24 protein-coding genes are annotated in these 22390 nt (G+C 55.3%); 18 read left to right on the top strand and 6 right to left on the bottom strand.

The genetic code is table 11. From position 1 onward, the window contains the following. Nucleotides 1-8: 8 nt before the first annotated feature. Nucleotides 9-1034, bottom strand: a complete 1026-nt coding sequence (pheS, locus tag KJS55_RS16260; protein ID WP_187030861.1) for a phenylalanine--tRNA ligase subunit alpha — start codon at nucleotides 1032-1034, stop codon at nucleotides 9-11. Between the two features lie 458 nt (nucleotides 1035-1492). Here pheS and KJS55_RS16255 point away from each other — a divergent pair, with 458 nt between their 5' ends. Further along, entirely contained in the window at nucleotides 1493-2137 is a 645-nt protein-coding gene (locus KJS55_RS16255) for a CatA-like O-acetyltransferase (protein WP_213543872.1), read from the top strand. 72 nt (nucleotides 2138-2209) lie between these two features. On the opposite strand, the gene KJS55_RS16250 is transcribed toward KJS55_RS16255, so the two are convergent. Next, on the bottom strand, nucleotides 2210-3109 hold the full coding sequence (locus KJS55_RS16250) for a helix-turn-helix domain-containing protein (RefSeq protein ID WP_213543871.1): 900 nt from the start codon (nucleotides 3107-3109) through the stop codon (nucleotides 2210-2212). Nucleotides 3110-3314: 205 nt separating this feature from the next. On the opposite strand from KJS55_RS16250, the gene KJS55_RS16245 reads away from it, so the two are divergent. The 7 genes from KJS55_RS16245 to nrdR all read left to right on the top strand — a co-directional run bounded on the left by KJS55_RS16245 (nucleotide 3315) and on the right by nrdR (nucleotide 8947). Further along, a complete protein-coding gene (locus KJS55_RS16245; protein WP_187031952.1) occupies nucleotides 3315-4940 on the top strand; it encodes an NAD(P)H-hydrate dehydratase in 1626 nt (541 codons plus the stop codon). Next, on the top strand, nucleotides 4864-5460 hold the full coding sequence (locus KJS55_RS16240) for a hypothetical protein (protein ID WP_187031950.1): 597 nt from the start codon (nucleotides 4864-4866) through the stop codon (nucleotides 5458-5460). The genes KJS55_RS16245 and KJS55_RS16240 overlap by 77 nt, the downstream gene beginning before the upstream one ends. 20 nt (nucleotides 5461-5480) lie before the next feature. Further along, a complete protein-coding gene (gene alr, locus KJS55_RS16235; protein ID WP_187031947.1) occupies nucleotides 5481-6650 on the top strand; it encodes an alanine racemase in 1170 nt (389 codons plus the stop codon). A 205-nt stretch (nucleotides 6651-6855) separates the two neighbouring features. After that, on the top strand, nucleotides 6856-7224 hold the full coding sequence (locus tag KJS55_RS16230) for a type II toxin-antitoxin system PemK/MazF family toxin (protein ID WP_187031945.1): 369 nt from the start codon (nucleotides 6856-6858) through the stop codon (nucleotides 7222-7224). Nucleotides 7225-7293: 69 nt separating this feature from the next. Continuing rightward, the gene (locus tag KJS55_RS16225; RefSeq protein ID WP_187031943.1) at nucleotides 7294-7797 is read left to right on the top strand and encodes a hypothetical protein; all 504 of its coding nucleotides are present in this window, start codon (nucleotides 7294-7296) and stop codon (nucleotides 7795-7797) included. Nucleotides 7798-7858: 61 nt separating this feature from the next. After that, the gene (locus KJS55_RS16220; RefSeq protein ID WP_187031941.1) at nucleotides 7859-8392 is read left to right on the top strand and encodes a hypothetical protein; all 534 of its coding nucleotides are present in this window, start codon (nucleotides 7859-7861) and stop codon (nucleotides 8390-8392) included. A gap of 99 nt (nucleotides 8393-8491) precedes the next feature. Beyond that, nucleotides 8492-8947, top strand: a complete 456-nt coding sequence (nrdR, locus tag KJS55_RS16215) for a transcriptional regulator NrdR (RefSeq protein ID WP_187031963.1) — start codon at nucleotides 8492-8494, stop codon at nucleotides 8945-8947. A 7-nt stretch (nucleotides 8948-8954) separates the two neighbouring features. Here nrdR and KJS55_RS16210 read toward each other — a convergent pair whose 3' ends face one another. Continuing rightward, complete coding sequence (locus KJS55_RS16210) at nucleotides 8955-9338, bottom strand: DUF4363 family protein (RefSeq protein WP_187031939.1); 384 nt, start codon at nucleotides 9336-9338, stop codon at nucleotides 8955-8957. Then, nucleotides 9335-10018: a DUF421 domain-containing protein gene (locus tag KJS55_RS16205; RefSeq protein WP_187031937.1), complete on the bottom strand. Its 684-nt coding sequence runs from the start codon at nucleotides 10016-10018 to the stop codon at nucleotides 9335-9337. Before KJS55_RS16205 ends, KJS55_RS16210 begins: the two co-directional genes overlap by 4 nt. Before the next feature lie 346 nt (nucleotides 10019-10364). Between KJS55_RS16205 and glmS the strand changes: the two genes are divergently transcribed. The 6 genes from glmS (at nucleotide 10365) to KJS55_RS16175 (ending at nucleotide 16323) form a co-directional block, all read left to right on the top strand. Continuing rightward, nucleotides 10365-12203: a glutamine--fructose-6-phosphate transaminase (isomerizing) gene (gene glmS, locus KJS55_RS16200; protein WP_187031935.1), complete on the top strand. Its 1839-nt coding sequence runs from the start codon at nucleotides 10365-10367 to the stop codon at nucleotides 12201-12203. A gap of 200 nt (nucleotides 12204-12403) precedes the next feature. Next, nucleotides 12404-14056, top strand: a complete 1653-nt coding sequence (locus KJS55_RS16195) for an S-layer homology domain-containing protein (RefSeq protein ID WP_187031933.1) — start codon at nucleotides 12404-12406, stop codon at nucleotides 14054-14056. Between the two features lie 529 nt (nucleotides 14057-14585). After that, nucleotides 14586-15056 carry a translation initiation factor IF-3 gene (gene infC, locus KJS55_RS16190; RefSeq protein WP_428846525.1) on the top strand — a complete coding sequence of 157 codons (471 nt, stop codon included), beginning with the start codon at nucleotides 14586-14588 and terminating at the stop codon, nucleotides 15054-15056. 33 nt (nucleotides 15057-15089) lie between these two features. Then, entirely contained in the window at nucleotides 15090-15287 is a 198-nt protein-coding gene (gene rpmI, locus KJS55_RS16185; RefSeq protein WP_187031929.1) for a 50S ribosomal protein L35, read from the top strand. A 33-nt stretch (nucleotides 15288-15320) separates the two neighbouring features. Beyond that, nucleotides 15321-15671 (top strand): 50S ribosomal protein L20, encoded by a 351-nt coding sequence (gene rplT, locus KJS55_RS16180; protein WP_187031927.1) that lies wholly within the window; start codon nucleotides 15321-15323, stop codon nucleotides 15669-15671. A 412-nt stretch (nucleotides 15672-16083) separates the two neighbouring features. Then, nucleotides 16084-16323 carry a hypothetical protein gene (locus KJS55_RS16175; protein ID WP_213543870.1) on the top strand — a complete coding sequence of 80 codons (240 nt, stop codon included), beginning with the start codon at nucleotides 16084-16086 and terminating at the stop codon, nucleotides 16321-16323. A gap of 122 nt (nucleotides 16324-16445) precedes the next feature. Here the strand turns inward: KJS55_RS16175 and trmB are convergent, their stop codons facing one another. After that, nucleotides 16446-17486 (bottom strand): tRNA (guanosine(46)-N7)-methyltransferase TrmB, encoded by a 1041-nt coding sequence (gene trmB, locus KJS55_RS16170; RefSeq protein WP_213543869.1) that lies wholly within the window; start codon nucleotides 17484-17486, stop codon nucleotides 16446-16448. Nucleotides 17487-17811: 325 nt separating this feature from the next. On the opposite strand from trmB, the gene KJS55_RS16165 reads away from it, so the two are divergent. From KJS55_RS16165 to acrA, 4 genes are read left to right on the top strand one after another with little or no spacing between them, the layout of a single operon-like run. Next, on the top strand, nucleotides 17812-18648 hold the full coding sequence (locus tag KJS55_RS16165) for a 3-hydroxyacyl-CoA dehydrogenase family protein (protein ID WP_187031912.1): 837 nt from the start codon (nucleotides 17812-17814) through the stop codon (nucleotides 18646-18648). A 28-nt stretch (nucleotides 18649-18676) separates the two neighbouring features. Beyond that, nucleotides 18677-19819: an acyl-CoA dehydrogenase gene (locus KJS55_RS16160; protein ID WP_213543868.1), complete on the top strand. Its 1143-nt coding sequence runs from the start codon at nucleotides 18677-18679 to the stop codon at nucleotides 19817-19819. Nucleotides 19820-19838: 19 nt separating this feature from the next. Beyond that, entirely contained in the window at nucleotides 19839-20639 is an 801-nt protein-coding gene (gene acrB / locus KJS55_RS16155; RefSeq protein WP_213543867.1) for an acryloyl-CoA reductase electron transfer subunit gamma, read from the top strand. Between the two features lie 17 nt (nucleotides 20640-20656). Then, complete coding sequence (gene acrA / locus KJS55_RS16150) at nucleotides 20657-21793, top strand: acryloyl-CoA reductase electron transfer subunit beta (protein WP_213543866.1); 1137 nt, start codon at nucleotides 20657-20659, stop codon at nucleotides 21791-21793. Nucleotides 21794-21883: 90 nt separating this feature from the next. Here acrA and KJS55_RS16145 read toward each other — a convergent pair whose 3' ends face one another. Next, entirely contained in the window at nucleotides 21884-22390 is a 507-nt protein-coding gene (locus tag KJS55_RS16145; RefSeq protein ID WP_213543865.1) for an HD domain-containing protein, read from the bottom strand.

The raw sequence follows: 22390 nt of genomic DNA, 5'->3' as shown, positions 1-22390 counted from the left end.
CTCCTTTCTCAGAACTGGCTCAGGAACCGCATGTCGTTTTCAAAGATCAGCCGCAGGTCGCTGATCTTGAACTGCCCCATAGCCAGCCGCTCCAGGCCCATGCCGAAAGCAAAGCCAGAGTATTCATCCGGGTCAACGCCACAGCCGGAGAGAACCTTGGGATGAACCATCCCAGCACCGAGGACCTCGATCCAGCCCTCTCCCTTGCAGGTGGGGCAGCCTTTGCCGCCACATTTGTGGCACTGGATGTCCACCTCGCAGCTGGGCTCGGTGAAGGGGAAGTGGTGGGGACGGAACCGGGTCTTAGTCTCAGGACCGTAGATTTCCCGGATAACGGCGTTCAAGGTACCCTTTAAATCTGCCATGGTGATGCCCCTGTCTACTACCAGGCCTTCGATCTGGTGGAACATGGGGGAGTGGGTGGCGTCCACCTCGTCCTTGCGGTATACCCGACCAGGAGAGATCATCCGGATAGGGACGCCATAGGTCTCCATGGCCCGAATCTGCATGGGGGAGGTCTGAGTCCGGAGCAGAGTTTTAGAGTCCGGGTCCAGATAGAACGTGTCGGACCACTCCCGGGCCGGGTGGTCGTCGGGGGTATTGAGCTTGGTGAAGTTGTAGTCGGCCTCCTCCACCTCGGGACCATCCATGATCTCAAAGCCCATGTTGATAAAAATTTCTTTGATCTCGTCCAGCACGCTGTACATAGGGTGCTTGTGGCCGATTTCAATTTTCCGGCCGGGGATAGTGACATCCACTGTCTCCAGCTTGAGCTGGGCCTCCATGGCCTTTTGGGAGAGAATGGAGGCCTGAGACTCCATGGCCTTTTCCACGTTGGCGCGGACCTCGTTGGCCATCTGCCCCATCACGGGGCGCAGCTCGGCAGAGAGAGTACCCATCTGTTTGAGAACAGCGGTCAGCTCTCCCTTTTTGCCCAGGTATTTGACCCGCAGAGACTCCAGCTCGGCGGCCTCCCGAGTAGCGGCGATGGCTTCCAGCGCATGCTTGCGAATGGCTTCCAGTTGTTCCTTCATATCAAAAGCTCCTTTACTTGGATGTGGATCAACAAGCTGTACAGAGGCAAAACAAAAAGCCCTCCGTCCCTCTATCTTGGGACGAAAGGCTTTGCTTCCGCGGTACCACCCAAATTCACGGAATCTCCCGTGCACTTGCAGCCCCGGTAACGGAGGGCCACCGGCCGTGTCTCCACGGCGGCTCCCGGGCGAACCAAACCAGGCGTCCACAGTCTGGCTTGCAGCCGGTGACCAGACCTCTCTTGGCGGCGTTTCATGGTTATTTTCCCGTTCATAGCTTGTGTCAAGTATCTTTTATAGCACAGAAACCGAGGAAATGCAAGAGGAAAATCCAAAATCCTCCGTTGGAGAGACGCTGGTGCGGTTCTCCGGTACAGGATTGCGATGTAAAAGAATTTGTCAGAGAGCGTCACTGTATGGTATTATATGATTCCAATGAGAAATCTGGAGGAAACCATATGAAATGTACAAGAATAGATCTGGATAGCTGGGACCGGGGAAAGCTCTTTCAATTCTATATTAACAACATGCGCATCGTCATGAGCCTGACCGTGGAGATTTCTGTAACGCCGCTGGACGCATACATCAAAGACCACCATCTGAAATTTTATCCCTCCATGCTGTGGGTGGTATCCAGGGTGATCAACGCCCATGATGAATTCAAGTACAGCTGGGATGAGGAAGGACATCTTATCAAGTGGGACTCTGTGTCCCCCTCCTATGCCGGCTTCCATCAGGAGGATCAAAATTTTACCAAACTGGTCACGCTGGTCACGGAATACTCGGACGATCTCTTTGAATTTCATGCCAGGTTCCTGGCTGACAGGGAGCGGTATAAAAACGCGCGCGCTGTGATGGAGCGCCAGCCGCCTAATTTTTTTGACGCGTCCTGTCTGCCATGGGTGAGATACCAGCATTTTGATGTGCACGTTTTTGATGAAGGAAAGTTTCTGGCACCTGTTGTAACGTGGGGGAAGTATGAAAGGGAGCATGGGGAGCTGATGATGCCGCTCACGATGAACATCCATCACGCCGTTGCAGACGGCTTCCACCTATCTAGATTTTTTAATGAGGTGCAGGAGGTTATCAACTCGCTGTCATAAGTTTATCAGCCTGCTTGCAAACATGGAATATGGATGCATCCCCATTCCGCTTTTGCTGGAATGGGGATGCTGTTATTCCTCCCCCTTATAGGGGTCCAGAATGACATGGACCACGCCGCAGAGAAGGCCGCCCACGGGAAACACCCACCAGGCGCTGCCCCACAGTTCCTTGGTGAGACCCAGCCCCACATAGACGGCGGTTGCCAGCAGCATGACGACGCCGCAGGCGGCGCCGATCAGATTCAGGCGCCGTCTGGCCTCCGGCGTGGGATTGTTGTCGCGGTTATACTTCCATATTTTGTATTTGTCATCCTGCATCCCGCCGTAAACCAGGGCTGTCACAGCCCCTGCCACGATCAGCATGAAACAGCCCACCACCAGAGTTTCGTAAGGCTCCCGTTCCGGCAGATAGGTACAGGAGAGGATCAGCAGTACCGCGCCAAAGAGAATGGCTCCGACGCCGCCGGCGATGTACCAGACGAATTTCTGGTGAAAAACCTCTTTTTCCTCCTGGGTATAGAAATCCGCGATCACCGGATGCCGTTTGCAAAAGTTCTGCTGCTGCATCCCAGAAGCTACAATGACCACCACGCATATGGACACCACAAAAAGAAAGAGCGCGCCGGACAACCCATCAGGAAAGCCGCCCCAGGCCTGAAGCAGCAACATCCCGCCAACACCGGCGAGAATGCCGCCGACGGCAAAGGATATTTGTCTGGAAAAGCGATTCATAAAAGCGTCATATTGTGCAGTATCTGCCACTTGACTTTCCTCCACGCTGCCACGCAGCAGGACATCCAGATTTACATCATATAGGTTGCAAATGTGCAGCAGCGTCTCCATCTCAGGGAAGCTCTGCCCACCCTCCCATTTGCTGACGGACTGCCGGGAGACCTCAAGCTGCTCTGCCAGCTGCTCCTGGGTCAGCCCCACCCGAGCGCGGATAAACTGCAGATTTTCAGGAAATGCCATGAGAAAACCTCCTGTGTATTGATGGAATGATTGTAGGAAAGCAAGGGCCGCAATGCCAGCGATTTCAGGTTGCGTTTCACGCGCGATATGTACAGTTGCGGTTGCATCCTTGATTTTATCAGAGTTTTCGGTTTCGGAAAAGAAAAATCATTGCAAAAGTAAGCCGTCGTTTTTATAATGGAGAAAAAGACGGGAGGCGGCGATTATGAAACTGGCCACAGCGGTACAGATGCGAGAATTGGACCGTCTGGCGACAGAGGAGGATGGAATTCCCTCCATAGATTTGATGGAGCAGGCAGCGGATGGGATTGTCCAGACTGCTCTGGAACTGTTGCCGAGGCGGCCCGGAAAGTGCCGGGCGGCAGTGCTGTGCGGCGCGGGAAATAACGGCGGAGACGGTATTTCGGCTGCAAGAAAGCTGTTCCTCAAGGGGGTCCATGTGAGGGCCTTTCTGGTAGGCAGCTACGAGAAGCTGACACAGGATGCCTTGGAGGAGACACGCCGCCTCAGCGAGTGCGGCTTGGAGCTGGAACACTTTGAGCCGGAAAACGAAGAACAGCGCGCCTGGTGTGGGAAGAGCCATGTGCTGATCGACGCGATTTTCGGTGTGGGCCTTTCCCGGGAAATCTCACCGGAATCCGATTTTGCCGCGGCAATCCATTTGATCAATCACTGCCAGGGCACTGTGATCTCCGCTGATATTTCAAGCGGTGTGGAGGCAGACACGGGACGGATTCTTGGCTGTGCAGTCAAGGCTGACAGGACGGTTACCTTTACACTGGCAAAACCCGGGCACGCTGTAGGAGATGGGGCTTTATACGCGGGGGATGTGACCGTCTGGACAATCGGGATTCCGGAGAAGCGGGTGAAGGCTCTTACCAGCCGGGTCCAGACAGTTCATGAGACTTATGCGCGGGAGGCGCTGCCGCGTCGGAAAGAGGACGGCCATAAGGGAACCTTCGGAAAGGTTTTAGTGATTGGCGGCGCGGTTGGCTACAGTGGCGCGCCCTATCTGGCGGCCAGCGGCGCGGTACATTCCGGCTGCGGGCTAGTCTTTCTGGGGGTGCCGGAGAGCCTTTGGGCCGTGGAGGCTATGAAGTGTATATCTGCCATGCCGTTTCCGTTAGCGGAAAAAGAGGGGGGATTGAGCTGCAAAGCTCTTCCTGATTTGCGGGAAAAGCTGGCGGAGTGCGACGTGTTGGCGCTGGGGCCGGGCCTTGGACATGGCGAGTCGGCGGTACGCCTGGTTCATACTCTGCTGGATGAGACCTCAAAGCCCATCGTGCTGGACGCCGACGGCATAAACGCCCTGGAAGGGCATATAGATAGTCTGGACGGGCGGAGAGGCCGCGTTACCATCCTGACGCCTCACGATGGAGAATTCCTGCGGATTGGCGGGGAGCTGTCCCATGGGGACCGCGTGCGAGCAGCCAGAGAGTTTGCTATAAGACATGGCTGTATTTTGGTGCTCAAGGGCCATCGGACTCTGACGGCCACACCGGAGGGGAACGTTCTGGTCAACACGACGGGGAACTCCGGACTTGCTAAGGGTGGCAGCGGCGATGTGCTGACGGGCCTGATTGCGTCTTTGCTGGCCCAAGGGACTACGGCAGTACAGGCTGCAGCGCTTGGCGTCTGGCTCCATGGGCGCGCGGGGGATCTGGCTGCGTCGCGCCTCACAGCCTACGCCATGACGCCGAAGGACGTCATCTCAGCCCTGCCGGAGGCATTGATTGAAATAGGAGGAGCATGCGGTGCGCAGATGGGTATGCGTACCAATGATAACCCTGTGTCTGCTGCTGACAGCCTGCGGCAGAACAGGCGAAGATGAGGCAGCTTCCCTGCGGGAGCACTATCATGACATGGCTGGCTGTTCCATGGAGGCCTTGGTGACATGCGACCAGGAGGGACTGGAGTGGGAGGCCAGGCTGAAATGTGAATATGTTCCCGGAGGAGAGATCACAGTGGAGGTTCTGGAGCCAGAGACCATTGCCGGTGTGCGGGCGGTTCTCAACGACACAGACTGGAGTCTGGAATTTGAGGACGCGAGCTTGAACGTTGGCTTTCTCAGCGAGGAGGCGGTGAGTCCTGCGACTTGCCTGCCAAGGCTTATGAGCGCTTTACGGGACGGTTGGCTGCTGGAGGAAAACGAGGAGACCTGGAATGAGGTGCCCTGTATGCGGCTTTGTGTGGATCAGAGTGGTACTCAGAGCGGAAAGATCATCTCCACCATCTGGCTGCGGCAGGACGACGGGAAGCCGCTGCGGGGTGAGATTGCCGTGGATGGCGAAATTATTTTAACCGCGGAGTTTACGAGCTTTTCTTTTTATGATACACTGGAAGAATCATAATCTACAAAGGAGATCCTTTCATGGACGATACCATTTTACGGCGGACCTGGGCGGAGATTGATCTGGACGCTCTGGCCCACAATTATCATCAGGCTAGAGAGAAGATCGGCCCAGCCGTGAAGTATTTGGGAGTTGTCAAGGCGGATGCCTATGGCCATGGTGCGGTTCAGATATCCCGCAAGCTGGAGGCGCTGGGGGCGGATTATCTGGCAGTGTCCAGTCTGGACGAGGCGCGGGAGCTGCGTCACGCCGGTATCTGCGCACCGCTTTTGGTGCTGGGGCACACTCCGCCGGAGCTGACGCCTCAGCTGATCCAATATCACATTACACAGACTGTTTCAGCCCAGGCCAAAGCCGAGGCATATGACGATGCTGCAGCGAAGTGCGGCGGCAGATTGAAGGTCCATATCAAGGTGGACACCGGCATGTCCCGGCTTGGCTTTTTGGTGCGGGGGGAGCACTTTGACGGGGGTGTGGAGGCAATTGCTGCCTCCTGTGCGCTGGGGCACTTGGAGCCGGAGGGAATCTTCACTCATTTTTCCGTTGCAGACGAGGATGATGCCGCCAGCGAGGACTACACACAGGAACAGTTTGGACTCTTTATGAGAGTTCTGGAAGCGCTGGCCCGGAGAGGGCGAACCTTCGAGATTCGCCACTGCACCAATAGCGGTGCGCTGGCAAGATATCCGGAGATGTACCTGGATATGGTCCGCCCTGGCATTGCACTGTACGGTGCGGGAGCTGACCGGGACCGGCTGGGGCTGCGGCCTGTGATGACCCTGAAATCCTGCATCTCTACCATCAAGATCTTTGACCCGGAGACGGACATTAGCTATGGAAGGACCTTCCGTACCGCCCATAAGACCAGAGTGGGCGTTTTGCCTATCGGCTATGCCGACGGGTTGTTCCGAGGCCTTTCCGGATGTATGGCAGTGCAGACAGATCAAGGACCAGCTCCCATCCTGGGCCGCATCTGCATGGATATGACCATGGTGGACCTGACAGAGCTGCCAGATGTCCATGTGGGAGACACCGTGGAACTTTTCGGCGTCCGGCAGCGGGCCGATGTGCTGGCGGATATCCTGGGGACGATTCCATACGAACTGACCTGCGCGGTAAGCAAGCGAGTGCCGCGGCTGTACATGGAGAACGGCGCCGTGGTGGAGCGCAGCCTGCGGCTGCTGCTGTGACAGGAAACATACAGCAGGAAGGGGAGCCTGCCCGGAAAGCTGTCGAAGCATGAGGGACACACACTTCGTCCCCCGCATAAAATAGAGCGGGGCAAGGACGCCGGAGTTTTGGCGTATAAATTCCGGAGCTGCGTGGGAGAATGAGAGTGGCCTCACCGAGAGATCCCTCGGTGGCGGGTACTTCTTTCGGCGGAGTGTGAACTTTGTGGATACGAGTGTCAAGCGCGGCGATATTTACTATGCCGATCTCTCCCCGGTGGTGGGCAGCGAACAGGGCGGCGTCCGGCCGGTTCTGATTATCCAGAACGACACCGGGAACCGTTACAGCCCCACCGTGATTGCGGCGGCCATCACCTCTCAGACGGGCAAAGCCCGGCTGCCGACACATATCGACCTTCCTGTGGATCAAAGCTGCGGCTTAAGCAGGGATTCCATTGTTCTGTTGGAACAAGTGCGAACCCTGGACAAAAAGCGCCTGCGGGAACGGTTGGGTCATGTGGAGGAACATGTGATGACTAAAGTTGACACGGCCATCGCGGTCAGTTTTGGCTTACCACACGATCAGTTGGTTTAACGACCAGTCCTTCCGGAGGGAGTTTACTCTCCGGAAGGACTTGGGTACAAAGGATAGAGAGGTACATATATGAAAAAGAACAGATGGTTTTTACGAGCGGTGGTGCTGGTAGTCCTGAGCGTGATGCTGAACGCCACGGTGACGGTAGCAGGTGCTGTTGCTGGCGGCAGCGATGATCCTCTGGTGACGCTCAGTTATCTAAATGATACCTTCCTGGGAGAAATCCTGAACAAGGTTGATGAGAAAATTGCCGCAAGGAACAGTCAGATTGTCCAGCAGCTTGGTGGGACAATGGGGAGTTCTACGTCCAGTACGTTTACTGTAGTGACTCTTACCAGCGGACAAGTCCTGACGGGAGAAATTGGCTGCGAGGTCATGCTTCGGGTTGGCGCTGCCGTTTGCGTTGCATCCTCCAGCCCGGGACTGATTGACGAGACCACGGCCGGAACACTGAACAATGGCGGTGCGCTGGCCCAAAACCATTTGTACATGATGACGATTGAGGGCCGCGGGGTGAAGGCTACTGCTGCTACCACCAAGCTTTTAGTGCGGGGGAGCTATTCCATCGCCTGACATATGAAAAACCGTCTGTGCATAGAATGGCACAGACGGTTTTTTAGGAGGTGGCAGAGGCATGGACAAGTTTCCGCTGATATGGGCCGGAAATCCGGTTGGAGAATTAACGGTGGAGAGAGAGGCTCTGTACACCTGGTTTACGGCCAGATGCCATCTCCCCGAGGAGGGACTCTGGTGTGCCTGGGTCGTGGGGGCTGAAGGAGAACTTCGGCTGGGGATTCTAGAGCCAAATGGAGAAGAGGCGTCTATCCGGCGCCGGTTTTCCGACCATATGACCGGGCCTATAGGCCGTCTCATCCGGGGAGAAGCCCGTCCCGCTATGGAAGAGGGCAGCAGCTGGGAGGCCGCTGAGTTTCCGGAGCGACTGTTCCGCACACCCTGGCTTCGCCGTCAGCTTCAGGGTGTGAAGGGAGCCATGACCAGACGGGAGGCAGAGACACAGCACCTGGCTGTTCCATATGACCCGCACAAGCCGTTTCCGCTCGCACCCATGTTCTGCCTGGCCAGCGTCAGAAAGCTGGGGGATCGTCCGTATGTGATTTATACGTTTAACAAGAAAGAGTGGCCTGTCCTGCGGCCAGAAAAAAATTGAAAAATTGAAAAATAGAGATACCATATTTTGTGGTGCTGTGGTATAATTGTCCCAAAGGAGACATCGCACTGAATCATTTGGGAATGGGAGGGTCACATGATGAAATGTCCCTTTTGCAGTTATAACGAGAGCAAAGTGATTGATTCCCGTCCGGCAGACGAGGGTACCAGCATCCGGCGGCGGCGGGAATGCCTGTCCTGCGGCAAACGCTTCACCACGTATGAGACAGTGGAAAGTCTACCTATGGTGGTGGTGAAAAAGGACGGGAGCCGACAGAGCTTTGACAAGAGAAAGGTTCTGGGGGGTATGATCCGTGCCTGTGAAAAGCGGCCAGTCCCTTTTGCGGAGCTGGAAAAGATTGCGGATGAGATTGAGCAGGACCTTCAAAACTCCATGGATCGGGAAATCAGCACAGAAATCATTGGGGAGCGAGTGATGGAGAAACTGCGGATGGTAGACCAGGTGGCCTATGTCCGCTTTGCCTCTGTATACCGGCAATTCAAGGATATTGATACCTTTATGGCTGAGTTAAATAAGCTCCTTTCTGAGAAGTAATTTTCCTTTACAGAATGTTTTTGATGCTGCACTGCTCCATTTCAGACAGCAGGCGCAGCTGATCAGAGAGGTCCGCGATCTCTGCTCGGAATTCGCTGGGTTCTTCCGCAGCGGCAAAGGCCATTGCCCGACGGTACATGGCTTCCGCATCATCAACAGCGTCGTGCTCCATGACGATGTGGAGATAGGTTTGACAGGTGGACCAATCGGTATAGCTCTTGGCAAGGGCGGTCTCTGCCTCCAGCCAATCTCCGGCATCCGCCATCACGCCCGCGCGGTGAATTTGGTCGCGCCACCGGCTTGTTCGAGACTCCATGGCGGCGCCATTCCATAGGGAGAGCACCAAGATTGCTGTCAGTATCGCAATGGGAACCAGCAGAGCTTTCTTCATGGGTTGTCCTCCTTTTGAACACAGACAATTTGGCCCTGTTCATCTAAGGTCAGTAAAAATACATCCTCTGGTTTGGATAGATGGTGTTCTTTCAGGATCGTTTGCAGCCACTGTGTATTTTTGCCACAGGCAGTGAGATTCTTTTGCAGAACGCGCCCATCGTTGATGAGGACCACAGGCAATGTCACATCATCCTCAATATCCAGTCCCATCTGTGCGGCGGTGGGAGGCTGGTTGCGGGTCCAGGGCAGGACGGAAAGCTGACCCGAATTTTCCAAAATGGCGTATTTGACCTCAGAGACGCTGGAGATTCCCTGGCCGCGCAGTTCTTCTAAAAGCTCATCCAGGGTATAGCGATTTTTCTGCATAGTTTTCTGCTGCAGCTCCCCGTGGCGGATTAAAACTGCCGGCGTGCCGCATGTCAGTTCGCGAAAGCGGAGATTATACAAAGAGAGCTGGCTGAGCAGCATGGACAGTGCCAGCAATGTTAAAATGGGAATTACACCGGCCAGCAAGGGAATCCCAAAATCCTGCATGGGAACGGTGGCCAGATCTGAGATCATCATAGTTAGAACCAGTTCGCTGGGTTCCAGCTCGCCAATTTGGCGCTTGCCCATCAGCCGCAGACCCAGCATGATTAGAAAATACAGGATGAGAGTACGCGTGAAAGCAGTCATCATAAAGAAATTCCCCCAGTTGGGATAGCGTCTGCTTTTCCTGCGGAAATATGTACGGATGAGACTCCCAATGGAGTTTTATCATAAATGAAAATCGCAGAGGTGAAAGGAGATTATAGGCATCGCCTATCATAAGCGCCAGTGCCTGCTGGAAAGAACGCGGCAGGACGACGAGGAGAAGAGAGGATCGAACGTTTCGGCGGATGCTCTTCCATGTCTGCAGACATGTGACACAGCTGACAAATATGCGGGTGACTGCAAAACAGAGGGGCTGTGACTGCAGTAAAAGCGACAAATGACTGCGCATTTGTCCTTTTGATATCAAAAATCAGGAGGATCTTTCATATTTATGTGCGGAATTATTGGATTTGCCGGCCGCGACCAGGCGGCCCCCATTCTTTTGGACGGCCTGGAGCGCATGGAGTATCGGGGTTATGACTCCGCCGGTATTGCAGTGCGCTCTGAAACGCGTGGCTTACAAGTCAGAAAAGCCAAGGGACGATTAAAGGTTCTTGCGGAGCTGACCCATGGCGGCAAAGATTTAGAGGGGACCCTTGGAATCGGACACACCCGCTGGGCGACCCATGGAGAGCCTAACGATATCAATGCGCATCCCCATGTCAGTGAAAACGGCCAGATTGCATTGGTTCATAACGGCATTATTGAAAATTACCTGGAAATCAAGGAGCACTTGCTTCGCCAGGGGGTCACATTTGTATCCGATACCGATTCGGAGGTGGTGGCCCAGCTGTTGGAATTCCACTATCACGAGTGCGGGAATATGCTGGAAGCGGTCGGGCGTGTCCTGCGGCGTATTGAGGGCTCTTATGCACTGGGAATCATTTGTTCCGATTATCCAAATGCCCTGATTGCAGCCAGAAAGGACAGCCCTTTGATTCTGGGGTTTGGGGAGAATGGAAATTATATTGCGTCGGACGTGACCGCCATCATCAAGCACACCCGGGACGTCGTCTATATGGACGACGGGGAGATTGCGGTTGTGACGCCGCAGGCCATTGATGTCTTTGATGATGAGATGTCTCCTGTCGAGAAAAAACACAGCCAGGTGGACTGGGACATTTCCGCCGCGGAAAAGGGCGGCCATGCCCACTTCATGTTCAAGGAGATCTTGGAACAGCCGGAGGCGATCCGCAAAACGGTTTCCCCACGAATTCGGGATGGACGCGTGGTGCTGGATGATCTCTGCCTGACAGAGGCGGAGGCCCGCCGCTTTTCGCGCATTTTTGTGATTGCCTGTGGTTCCTCGTACCATGTTGGGATTGTGAGTAAGTATAATTGGGAACGACTTTTGCGGCGGCCAGTAGAGGTGTGCCTTGCCTCGGAGTTCCGTTATAGTGATCCCCTGGTAGATGAGAATACACTGGTGATCGTGATCAGTCAGTCCGGTGAAACTTTAGATACCATGGCTGCCATGCGGGAGGCAAAGCGCCGGGGGGGGCGCACGTTAGCCATCGTCAATGTGGTGGGGAGCTCCATCGCTAGAGAGGCTGATGACGTTCTCTACACTTGGGCAGGGCCGGAGATCGCCGTGGCCACCACCAAGGCCTACTCCACGCAGCTGGTGCTCATGGACTTGATCGGATTGTATCTAGCGGACCTGTTAGGGACGGTGGAGCCTGCAGAATACCATGCGATTCTGGAAGAGATGGAAGCTCTGCCGGAGAAGATGACAGAGGTTCTGACCCATGTGGAGGATTTGCAGTACTTGGCCTCCCGCTATTTTAACCACAATTCCATTTTCTTCATCGGCCGAAACCTGGATTACGCACTGGGGCTGGAGGGATCTTTAAAGCTCAAGGAGATCAGTTATATCCATTCCGAGGCCTATGCCTCCGGTGAACTGAAGCATGGCACCATTTCCTTGATTGAGCAGGGGACGCTGGTGGTGGCCCTCGGCTTGTACGGAGCTCTGTTCGATAAGGCCATGAGCAATGTAGTGGAAGTCAAGGCGCGGGGCGCGGAGGTACTGGCCGTCACCACGGAGCGTTTCCGGGAACGAATGGAAAAGACTGCGGATTCCACCGTGGCAGTACCCGATACACATCCAGTACTCCAACCGTCGCTGGGTGTGATACCGCTGCAGCTGTTTGCCTACTATATGGCGCTGCAGAGGGGCTGCGATATTGATAAGCCGCGCAACCTTGCAAAATCTGTAACAGTGGAGTAGAAGAGACGCCCACCCTGGATATCCCGGGGTGGGCATCTCCATCTCTACAAGAAGAAAAGCGTCGGAAATTGATGCCAGACTATTGACCAGCCTAAGATTCTCCGCTATAATAACATTCACCAATTAACATAACACCGTCGCCCGGGCGCGGCGCTTTTTTTGCTGAAAACTTCGACAAAGATCGACAAGGAGAGATTGCTATGAAGCGGAATCGACTGCTGGGATGGCTGACAGCCGGAGCATTGAGCGTCGGACTGATATGGACTCCGGCCGCAGCCTTTACGGACACAGCTGGGCACTGGGCAGAGCCAGCCATCAATAAGTGGAGCCAGGAGTACGGCATCATCCAGGGATATGAGGACGGGACGTTCCGACCAGACAACTCCATCACCCGCGGTGCCTTTGCCGGCATCCTGGACCGCTTTATGCAGTTCCAGAGCGTGTCTCCGGCGGGGACCTTTTCTGACCTTACAGGCAGCTATTGGGAGGAACAGATTCTCAAACTCAACGCCGCTGGCGTGTATCTGGGAAACAATGGAAAAGCATTGGCCTCGGACAGCATCACCCGTCAGCAGGCCGTGGCCATGATCGCACGTGCATTTGATATTACCACATCCACAACTGCGCTGCCCTATACAGATGCAGACCAAATTTCTGAATATGCAATTCCAGCAGTGGCTGAGATGACAGCGCGGGGCTGGCTGAACGACTCAACGGATGGCCGCTTTCGTCCGACAGATCCCATTACCCGGGCGGAGATCGTCCATATTTTCGGAAATATGATTCAAACATTGATACAAACACCCGGTACTTACTCGCAGGATGTGAACGGCACCCTGATGATCAGCAGTGCTGAGGGTGCCACGTTAGATCATATGACGATTTCCGGTGATCTGATTTTAGCGCCCGGGGTGGTTGGCATCGTAACGCTGAACAATGTGACGATTGGCGGGACACTGCGAAACTTCAGCCAGGTAGAGCCGACCATTACAGACACTACGCCCACAGAGAAGCCAACGGACCCTTCCCCCAATGAGCCGAACACAGGCGGAATGTTGCCCAGCGAGGTCTATACCCCGGGGACTACCACTGGACAGACGCTTTCATATGGCGGCCAACAGATCCCAATTTATGAGGGCAGAGAAAAGAGCCGCCTTTATGACGGAGACTTCTATTGGAATGAGGACCGGCTTGCATATATCGGCAGCGATTTTGATACGCGGTTTGGCATCGACGTGTCCGCATATCAGAACCGGGCCAGTGAAAATCAGACCATTGACTGGGAAGCTGTCAAGGCGGATGGCGTGGATTTTGCCATGGTGCGGATTGGACTGAGGGGCTACTCTACCGGCGGTATCAGTGCCGATGCGTTTTATGCCCAGAACATTGAGGGGGCTATGGCTGCCGGCATTGAGACTGGCGTTTATTTCTTCGCACAGGCCATCACTGTGGAGGAGGCAATTGAGGAGGCCGATTTTGTCATTAACCTCTTAAGGGACCATGAGATCAATGGACCTGTGGCTTATGACTGGGAGATGCATGATTCTACCTACCGGGTCTATGGCACTACGCCAGAGATGGCTACCGCCTGCGCGATTGCTTTTTGCCAGCGCATTGCAGAGGCGGGCTACACACCGATGATCTACGCGGGACAGTATGTCAGCTATATCAAATATGATCAGGGAGCCATTGCACCGTACCTCTGCTGGTATCCGGAGTATAAGACCACGTCTTCAGAGAAGCTCTATCCCAGCTTCTACTATCAGATGGATTACTGGCAGTTCTCCAGCAGCTGCACGGTTGACGGCATTGGCGGCAGGGTAGATGGTAATATTCAATTCATCCCCCGATAAACCGCGCCGCTGGTAAAACTCCGTATAGCCAATGTACATGCAAAGAAACAGTGGGGGCGAACATTCAGGCTCGTCCCCACTGCTTTTCAAAGAGAATCTTATTTGCGATTTTCCTTCTGATTGCGCTGCTCGTTCTTGTTTTCGCGCTGATTCTGGTTTTCCTTCTGATTACGCTGGTTGTTTTCGCGCTCATTCTGCATGCGAAACACCTCCTTCCGCTTTGCTGAGTACAGGTGTATTTTTGCCTGGGTGACTAGAAAATATGCAGGCTTTTGCAGAAAAAATATCTTGACAACTTAAAAGGAAACTGGTATACTTAATCCGCAAAATAAAGAGGGCTGATTGCATCCGCCTCACCTCAAGCCAGTGGGCAAAGAGGTTTACAACGTTGTTCACAAACTGCCAAAAGGGCAGTTTGTTGTTGCGCGGATGCCAGTAAAGCATCCGCGTTTTGTGATTTTAGGATGGAGGTGTTTCGACCATTAGTAAGCAAGTGCATGAACTGAATGAAGACATCCACGACAAGGAAATCCGCTTGATTGGTTCTGACGGCGAGCAGATGGGGATTGTGTCTTCGGAAGAGGCGTTGAAGATTGCAGACGCCCAGGGGCTGGATCTTGTGAAGATTTCTCCCCAGGCGAATCCTCCGGTTTGCAAGCTGATGAATTATGGAAAGTTCCGGTTCGAGCAGAGCAAGCGGGAGAAGGAGGCGCGCAAAAACCAGCGCGTGGTGGAGGTCAAGGAGATTCGTATGTCTCCGGGCATTGATATTGGAGACTTCAACACGAAGCTGAAAAACGCCCAGAAGTTCATTGCCGACGGCAACCGTGTCAAGGTCTCCGTCCGCTTCCGCGGTCGCGAGATGGCCCATACGGATATCGGAAGGGCACTGCTGGATAAGTTTGCCGAACAATGTGCCGAAACCGCCAGTTTGGACAAAGGTGCAAAGCTGGAGGGCCGGATGATGTCTATCTTCCTCTCTCCAAAGACTGGAAAGTAAAGAATTTTCAATACACGGAAGGAGTTAACAACAATGCCGAAACTGAAAACCCACAGTGGTGCCAAAAAGAGATTCAACCTCACCAAAACTGGCAAGGTTAAGCGCGCCAAGGCCTATAAGAGCCATATCCTCACGAAGAAGGATACAAAGCGCACTCGCCGTCTGCGCGCTGGTGGTTATGCAGATGCCACCAACATGGATGCTGTGCGCAAGATGATCCCCTACAAGTAAAACTGAGACGTTTCAAAATAGGAGGCTTTTACAATGGCTAGAGTGAAGGGCGCGATGATGACGCGCAAGAGAAGAAATAAAGTAATGAAGATGGCCAAGGGTTATTGGGGCTCCCGCTCCAAGCACTTCCATGTCGCCAATGAAGCGGTCATGAAGGCCCTGAGCCAGGCTTATACCGGCCGGCGGCTGAAAAAGCGTGACTTCCGTTCTCTGTGGATTACCCGCATTTCTGCTGCCTGCAAGATGAACGGCATGAACTACTCCACCTTTATGCACGGACTGAAGGTGGCTGGCATCACCATTAACCGCAAGATGCTGGCTGAGATGGCTGTGAACGATGCTGCGGCCTTTACACAGCTGGCTGAGATCGCCAAGAAGGCATAAGAACCCCATGTTGTGAGAGAGGTCCTCGGAACTATCCGGGGACCTCTTTATCATAGATGAAATGCCTGTAAAAACAGATTGAAATGTGTGTAAAATCTGTTGTGGCTGCGCCCCAGAAGCTGTTAGACTGGGAAAACAGAGAGAGGTGGCGTATGAAACGGTGGATTTGGCTGGCGGTTTTGCTGGCTGCACTGCGGGTGTCTTCTTTTCGCCTATCTGGCGGACAAGAGGGAATTTCTCCAGAGGATTTGATGAAGACGATGCGAGAACGTGCGGATATCCCGAAGGACCGGACCTATGCAGATGCCCTGACAGAGACGGCCTATGCGGTGCTGTTCTATGATCCGGAGAATCCTTCTGACTGCTGCTACCGGTTCTGTGCCGTCCGGCAGAAGGAAGAGGACTACTTTGTTTGGGCGGCGGGGACACTTCAGAGGTGCGGGATACTGTTGGGAGCTTTCCACTGCGAGATACAAGGGATCAGGCGGTGGTCTCCGCCAATGCAGCCCGAGTGGCGCGGATTGAGACGGGCGGCGGCCTCATTGAGATGGACTCAGAGCAGCTGTTTGTTTTGCTGCTGCCATGGAAATCAGAGTTTGATTTTTATGACGCGGAGGGTAATCCGGTGACTGCCGGCGGACACGTGTGGTAAAAGGCCCGACTGCAAGCTGTAGATTCTATCCTGGGGTTGATATTTGATCTCTGAAACGAGGCTGGGAGGACGCTTTGCGTCCTCCCAGCCTTGTAATCTTTTGCTCCGTTTTATAGGTTCTTTCAATTCTCCCGGCGGCAGAAATAGGGGCCGCATTCCTCCTCGTGGGGCTGGGCGTAGGTCCAGGTGAAGTCCTTGTCCACCACATACCAGTCAGCGCCGGGAACGGCACCCTGGTCAACAGGCAGGGCGGACAAGTCCTCCAACATCACGGACCGGATCAAGGGGACGCCCTCCGGCGGATACTCATAGTAAAAGAGGTAGCGCTCCTCGCTGGTTTCCGCCAGGGCCTGCCGGGCCGCGTCCCCCTCCAGGCAAGGGACCAGCTTCCAGGAAAACAGATGCCAGAGGAAGTTCCCTTCAGAGAGGACACGTTCTCCCAGGTCCTTCTCCGAAACGTCGGATGCAAACACATCCAGCCAGCGGTTCTTGACCGTTTTCAAATCTGTGGGGAAAGGCTCCTCCCAGGGGACCATGGTGGCCACCAGACGGTTAATCGGCAGTCCCTGTTCGTAGAATTTGGCCTCATAATCCGTCATTATCCCCACCGGGCCGTGCTCATGGAGGTTCCGTGTAACCTGGGAGAGTTGGAAGCCGAACTGGGGGATTTCCTCAACTGAGAATTCAAAGAGTGGCTGGTTATCAGTTTTAAAGTGAATCTGTCCGCCCATCTTCAAGACCTGCCGATATAGCCGCAGGAAATTGCCGTGGGTCAGGCGCCTTTTAGCATGGCGGTTTCCGGGCCATGGGTCAGAAAAATTCAGATAAATCCGATCCACCTCGCCAGGAGCGAAAAAGGAGGGGAGCCGGTCGGCGTTTGCATCAATAAAGAACGTATTGGTTAGGCCTGCGGCCATGCACCGCTCCATGGCCACCACCATGGCGTCCGGAACGACTTCCACAGCGATGAGCAGAACATCTGGTTCCCCAGCTGCGGTACCTGCTGTAAAGCGTCCCTTTCCACAGCCAAGCTCCAGTCGTAATTCTCGGGCATCTGGCATCAAGTCCCGCCAATGGCCAAGGAGCTTTTGAGGGTCTTGAATCAGGAGGCGGGCGCAACGCTCCATTCTGGGGGCCAAATTTTTCTTTTTCCGCATCCGCATAAGATGGTGCTCCTCTCAATCTGTAAAACCTATCTCTGTGATAATAACAGCCGGTTTATTCTACCACAGAAACTGCGTCATGTAAATGATTTTTGGCGGGATGGAGGGTGGAAAAAGCAGCACTGAACAAGCGCCATGTTAAATGATTCACAAAATTGTATAAAGTTTAACGAGGATTTTGTGTGAAGTGTAAAAAAGCATGATAACAGGGAATTGCGGTGCATTTTTGACTTGCTAAATGTGTGGAATGAGCCTATAATAAAGAGCACAAGCGAAGAAAACATTTGGTTCATATCTACAAAATGTATATCAGGAGGAAATACGTATGAAGGTAGCGATCTTCGGCGCCGGCACCATGGGCAGCGGTATTGCCCAAGTTTTTGCAGCCAAGGGCCATACGGCTTTGATGTATGCCAGCTCTGTTGCTTCCGCACAGAAGCACAAGGATAAGCTGGCAGCTTCTCTGCAAAAGCGCGTGGAGAAGGGGAAGATGACCCAGGAGACTGTGGACGCACTGCTTGCCAACATCCTGGTAGAGGAGAAGTCCGCCTGTGCAGATGCAGATTTGGTGATCGAATGCGTGAAAGAGGATATGGGCACCAAGAGAGAGCTGCTAAATGAGCTGGACGCTCTGTGCAAGCCCGAGACTGTTTTCGCCTCTAATACTTCCTCCCTTTCTATCACTGAGATGGGCCACGGTCTCAAGCACCCCGTGATCGGCATGCACTTTTTCAACCCTGTGCCCAGCATGAAGCTGGTGGAGATCATCCGGGGCGCCAACACTGCCCAAGAGACCTTTGACTTCATCTATAAGCTATCTCAGGAAATCGGCAAGGACCCTGTCGAGGTGGCTGAGGCTCCCGGCTTTGTGGTCAACAAGATCCTGATCCCCATGATCAACGAGGCCATCGGCCTGGTGGAGACCGGCGTTGCCTCTGTGGCCGACATTGATAAAGCCATGCAGCTGGGTGCCAACCATCCCATGGGCCCCCTGGCTCTGGGCGACTTCATCGGCCTGGACGTGTGCCTTGCCATCATGGAGACCCTGTACAACGAGACGGGCGATCCCAAGTATCGTCCCGCTCTGCTGCTGAAGAAGATGGTCCGCGGCGGCCTGCTGGGCAAGAAGACCGGCAAGGGCTTCTATGATTATAGCAAATAAAAATACCACTGGAAAAGGAGTTTGAGGTATGGATTTTCATCTGACAAACGAGCAGCTGATGCTCCGGAAGATGTACCGGGAATTCGCTGAGAACGAAGTCAAGCCTCTGGCCGAGGAGCTCGACGAGGAAGAGCGCTTCCCCATGGAGACCGTGGAGAAGATGGGCAAGCTTGGCATGATGGGCATTTACTTCCCCAAGGAGTATGGCGGAGCCGGCGGCGACGTGCTGTCCTACGCCATGGCCGTGGAGGAGCTGTCCAAGGTCTGCGGCACCACCGGCGTGGTGCTCTCCGCCCACACCTCTTTGTGCTGCGCCCCCATTTTTGAGCACGGCACCGAGGAGCAGAAGAAGAAGTATCTGCCGGATCTGTGCTCCGGCCGCAAGATCGGCGCCTTCGGCCTGACCGAGCCCAACGCCGGTACTGACGCCTCCGGCCAGCAGACCACCGCTGTTCTGGAGGGCGATCACTACGTCCTCAACGGTTCCAAGTGCTTCATCACCAACGGCAACGTGGCCAGCACCTTCGTGGTCTTCGCCATGACCGACAAGTCCAAGGGCAACCACGGCATCTCCGCGTTCATCGTGGAGAAGGATTTCCCCGGCTTCTCCACCGGCAAGCACGAGAAGAAGATGGGTATCCGCGGCAGCTCCACCTGCGATCTGATCTTTGAGGACTGCATCGTTCCCAAGGAGAACCTGCTGGGCAAGGAAGGCAAGGGCTTCAAGATCGCCATGCAGACCCTGGACGGCGGCCGGATCGGCATCGCGGCCCAGGCTCTGGGCCTGGGCGAGGGCGCTGTGAACGAGGCTGTGAAGTACACCCAGGAGCGCGTCCAGTTTGGAAAGCGCCTCAGCCAGTTCCAGAACACCCAGTTCCAGCTGGCCGATATGCACACCCGCATGCAGGCCGCTCAGTACTTAGTTTATGCCGCCGCCTGCAAGAAGCAGCTCCATGAGGATTACTCCATGGACGCCTCCATGGCCAAGCTCTTTGCCGCTGAGGCCGCTTCCGATGTGACCCGCCGGGCTGTCCAGCTCTTCGGCGGTTACGGATATACCCGTGAGTACCCGGTGGAGCGCATGATGCGCGACGCCAAGATCACCGAGATCTATGAGGGTACGTCCGAGGTCCAGCGCATGGTCATTTCCAGCCGCCTGGGCGTGAAGTAAGATAGGAGGGAAAGGTAACATGAAAATCATTGTCAGTATCAAGCAGGTTCCCGATACCTCCGGCAAGGTGGCTGTGAACCCCGACGGCACGCTGAACCGTGCCTCCATGCAGACCATTACCAACCCCGATGACATGAACGCCCTGGAGGCCGCTCTCAAGATCAAGGACGAGACCGGCTGCAAGGTGGTCGTGGTCACCATGGGCCCGCCCCCAGCCGCCGGCATGCTGCGGGAAGCTCTGGCCATGGGCGCTGACGAGGCCGTTCTGGTCTCTGCCCGGGAGTTCGGCGGTTCCGATACTTACGCCACTTCTCAGATCATCGCCGCTGCCATCAACCGCATCGGCGTGGAGAAGAACGACATCGTGATGTGCGGCCGGCAGGCCATCGACGGCGACACCGCCCAGGTGGGCCCCCAGATCGCCGAGAAGCTGCACCTGCCCCAGGTCACCTATGCCGCCGATATCCACAAGGACGGCGACACCATCACCGTCAAGCGGATGCTGGAGGACGGCTACATGACCATCAAGGTCAAGACACCCTGCCTGCTCACCTGCATCAAGGAGCTCAACGAGCCCCGCTACATGAGCGTTTCCGGTGTGTTCGAGGCTTACAGCAAGCCCCTGACCACCTTTGACTACGAGGCTCTCAAGGACGATCCCCTGATCGACAAGAGCACCATCGGTCTCAGCGGCTCTCCCACCAACATCCTCACCTCCTTCACGCCGCCCCAGAAGGGCGCCGGCATGATGCTGGAGGGCGCGGACAAGGCCACCTGTGAGAAGCTGGCGGAGATCCTGGCCAAGAAACACATCATCTGAGAAAGGGGATCATGACTATGTCTAATTTCAATAGTTCCGACATCGCTGCTTTCAAGGATGTATGGGTGTTCTGCGAGCAGCGCGAGGGCAAACTGATGCCCACCGATTTTGAGCTGATCAGCAAGGGCCGGGACCTGGCCGACGAGCTGGGCGTGAACCTGTGCGGTCTGCTGCTGGGCGACAACGTGGAGGGCCTGGCCAAGGAGCTGGGCGGCTATGGCGCGGACAAGGTCTATGTCTGTGAGAGCCCCCTGCTGAAGGTGTACAACACCGACGCCTATACCAAGGTCATTTGCGACGTCATCGAGGAGCTCAAGCCTGAGGCTTTCCTGATCGGCGCCACCAACATCGGCCGTGACTTGGCTCCCCGCTGCGCGGCCCGTCTCCACACCGGCCTGTGCGCGGACTGCACCCACCTGGACGTGGAGATGACCAACTACAAGGACTTCCTGCGGGAGGCCTCTACCCTGCCTGAGGACAAGATCGAGAAGGTCGGCACCGCCATGGTGCTGGGCGAGAAGCGGGATGTGGCCAAGGACCTGAAGATGACCCGTCCTGCCTTCGGCGGCCACCTGATGGCCACCATCTTCTGCCCCCGGTTCCGTCCCTGCATGGCCACCGTCCGTCCGGGCGTGATGAAGAAGAACGAGTTCAACCAGGCCAAGGCTGACGCCTGCGAGATCGTCAAGCCCGCCTTCCAGCTGGCTGAGAGCGACATCGAGACCGAGGTCGTCGAGGTGGTCAAGGCCGCCAAGAAGCTGGTGGACCTGATCGGCGCGGACTTCATCGTGTCTGTGGGCCGTGGTATCTCCAAGGACGTCGAGGGCGGCATCAAGCTGGCTGAGGAGCTGGCTGAGGTCCTGGGCGGCGTTGTGGGCGGCTCTCGTGCCACCATCGACTCCGGTTGGCTGTCTGCCGACCATCAGGTTGGCCAGACCGGCAAGACCGTCCATCCCAAGGTGTACGTGGCCCTGGGCATCTCCGGCGCTATCCAGCACAAGGCCGGTATGCAGGACTCTGAGTGCATCATCGCGGTGAACAAGAACGACACCGCTCCTATCTTCGAGATCGCCGACTACGGCATCTGCGGCGACCTGTTCAAGGTCACCCCCATGCTGATCGAGGCCATCAAGGCTGTCAAGGCCGCGAAGTAAGCTCTGTATCACAAGCAAAGAGGACGCCATCCGAAGGGATGGCGTCCTCTTTGTGTTTTATCAGGTTGTGTTTGGTCGGACTGTGTTCCGTCAGGTCTGGCAGACGGCGGGGAAGTGATCCCGGCAGAGCTGCCGGCCGGTCTCCGTGCGGAAGATCTTCTCATAGGCGGCGCGCTGGGCCTCCACGCCCTCGTCCTTCTCATAGAGGTTGACCAGGAAATCCGCCTCCACCAGGATCTGGTAGTCTAGGCCTTGAATATCTGTATAGGTATGGTGGTGGCCCACGATCCAGCATACCCGGTCGATGATTTCCCGGGGAAAGCCGATAGAGGTCAGAAGGGCGTCGGCCTCGGCAGGGCCCAGCTCCTCCTGAGTCTTGCCGGTGTAGGAGCCGTAGACCTCCAGGGACTTGCGGATGCCGATGTCGTGGACGGCGGCGGTGGTCTCCAGGATCAACTGGGTCTGGGGGTCCAGTCCTTCTCTCAGACCGATGAGCTTGGAAAAGGTATAGACTTTAATGAAATGTTGGATGCGTTTGGGAGAGCCGGTTTCATAAGTGACCATAGCGGAGAGCACATCCTGAATCAAACGTTCCAT

Source organism: Pusillibacter faecalis (assembly GCF_018408705.1).
Classification (GTDB): Bacteria; Bacillota; Clostridia; order Oscillospirales; family Oscillospiraceae; genus Oscillibacter; species Oscillibacter faecalis.
This window is presented reverse-complemented; position numbering and strand designations above follow the sequence as displayed.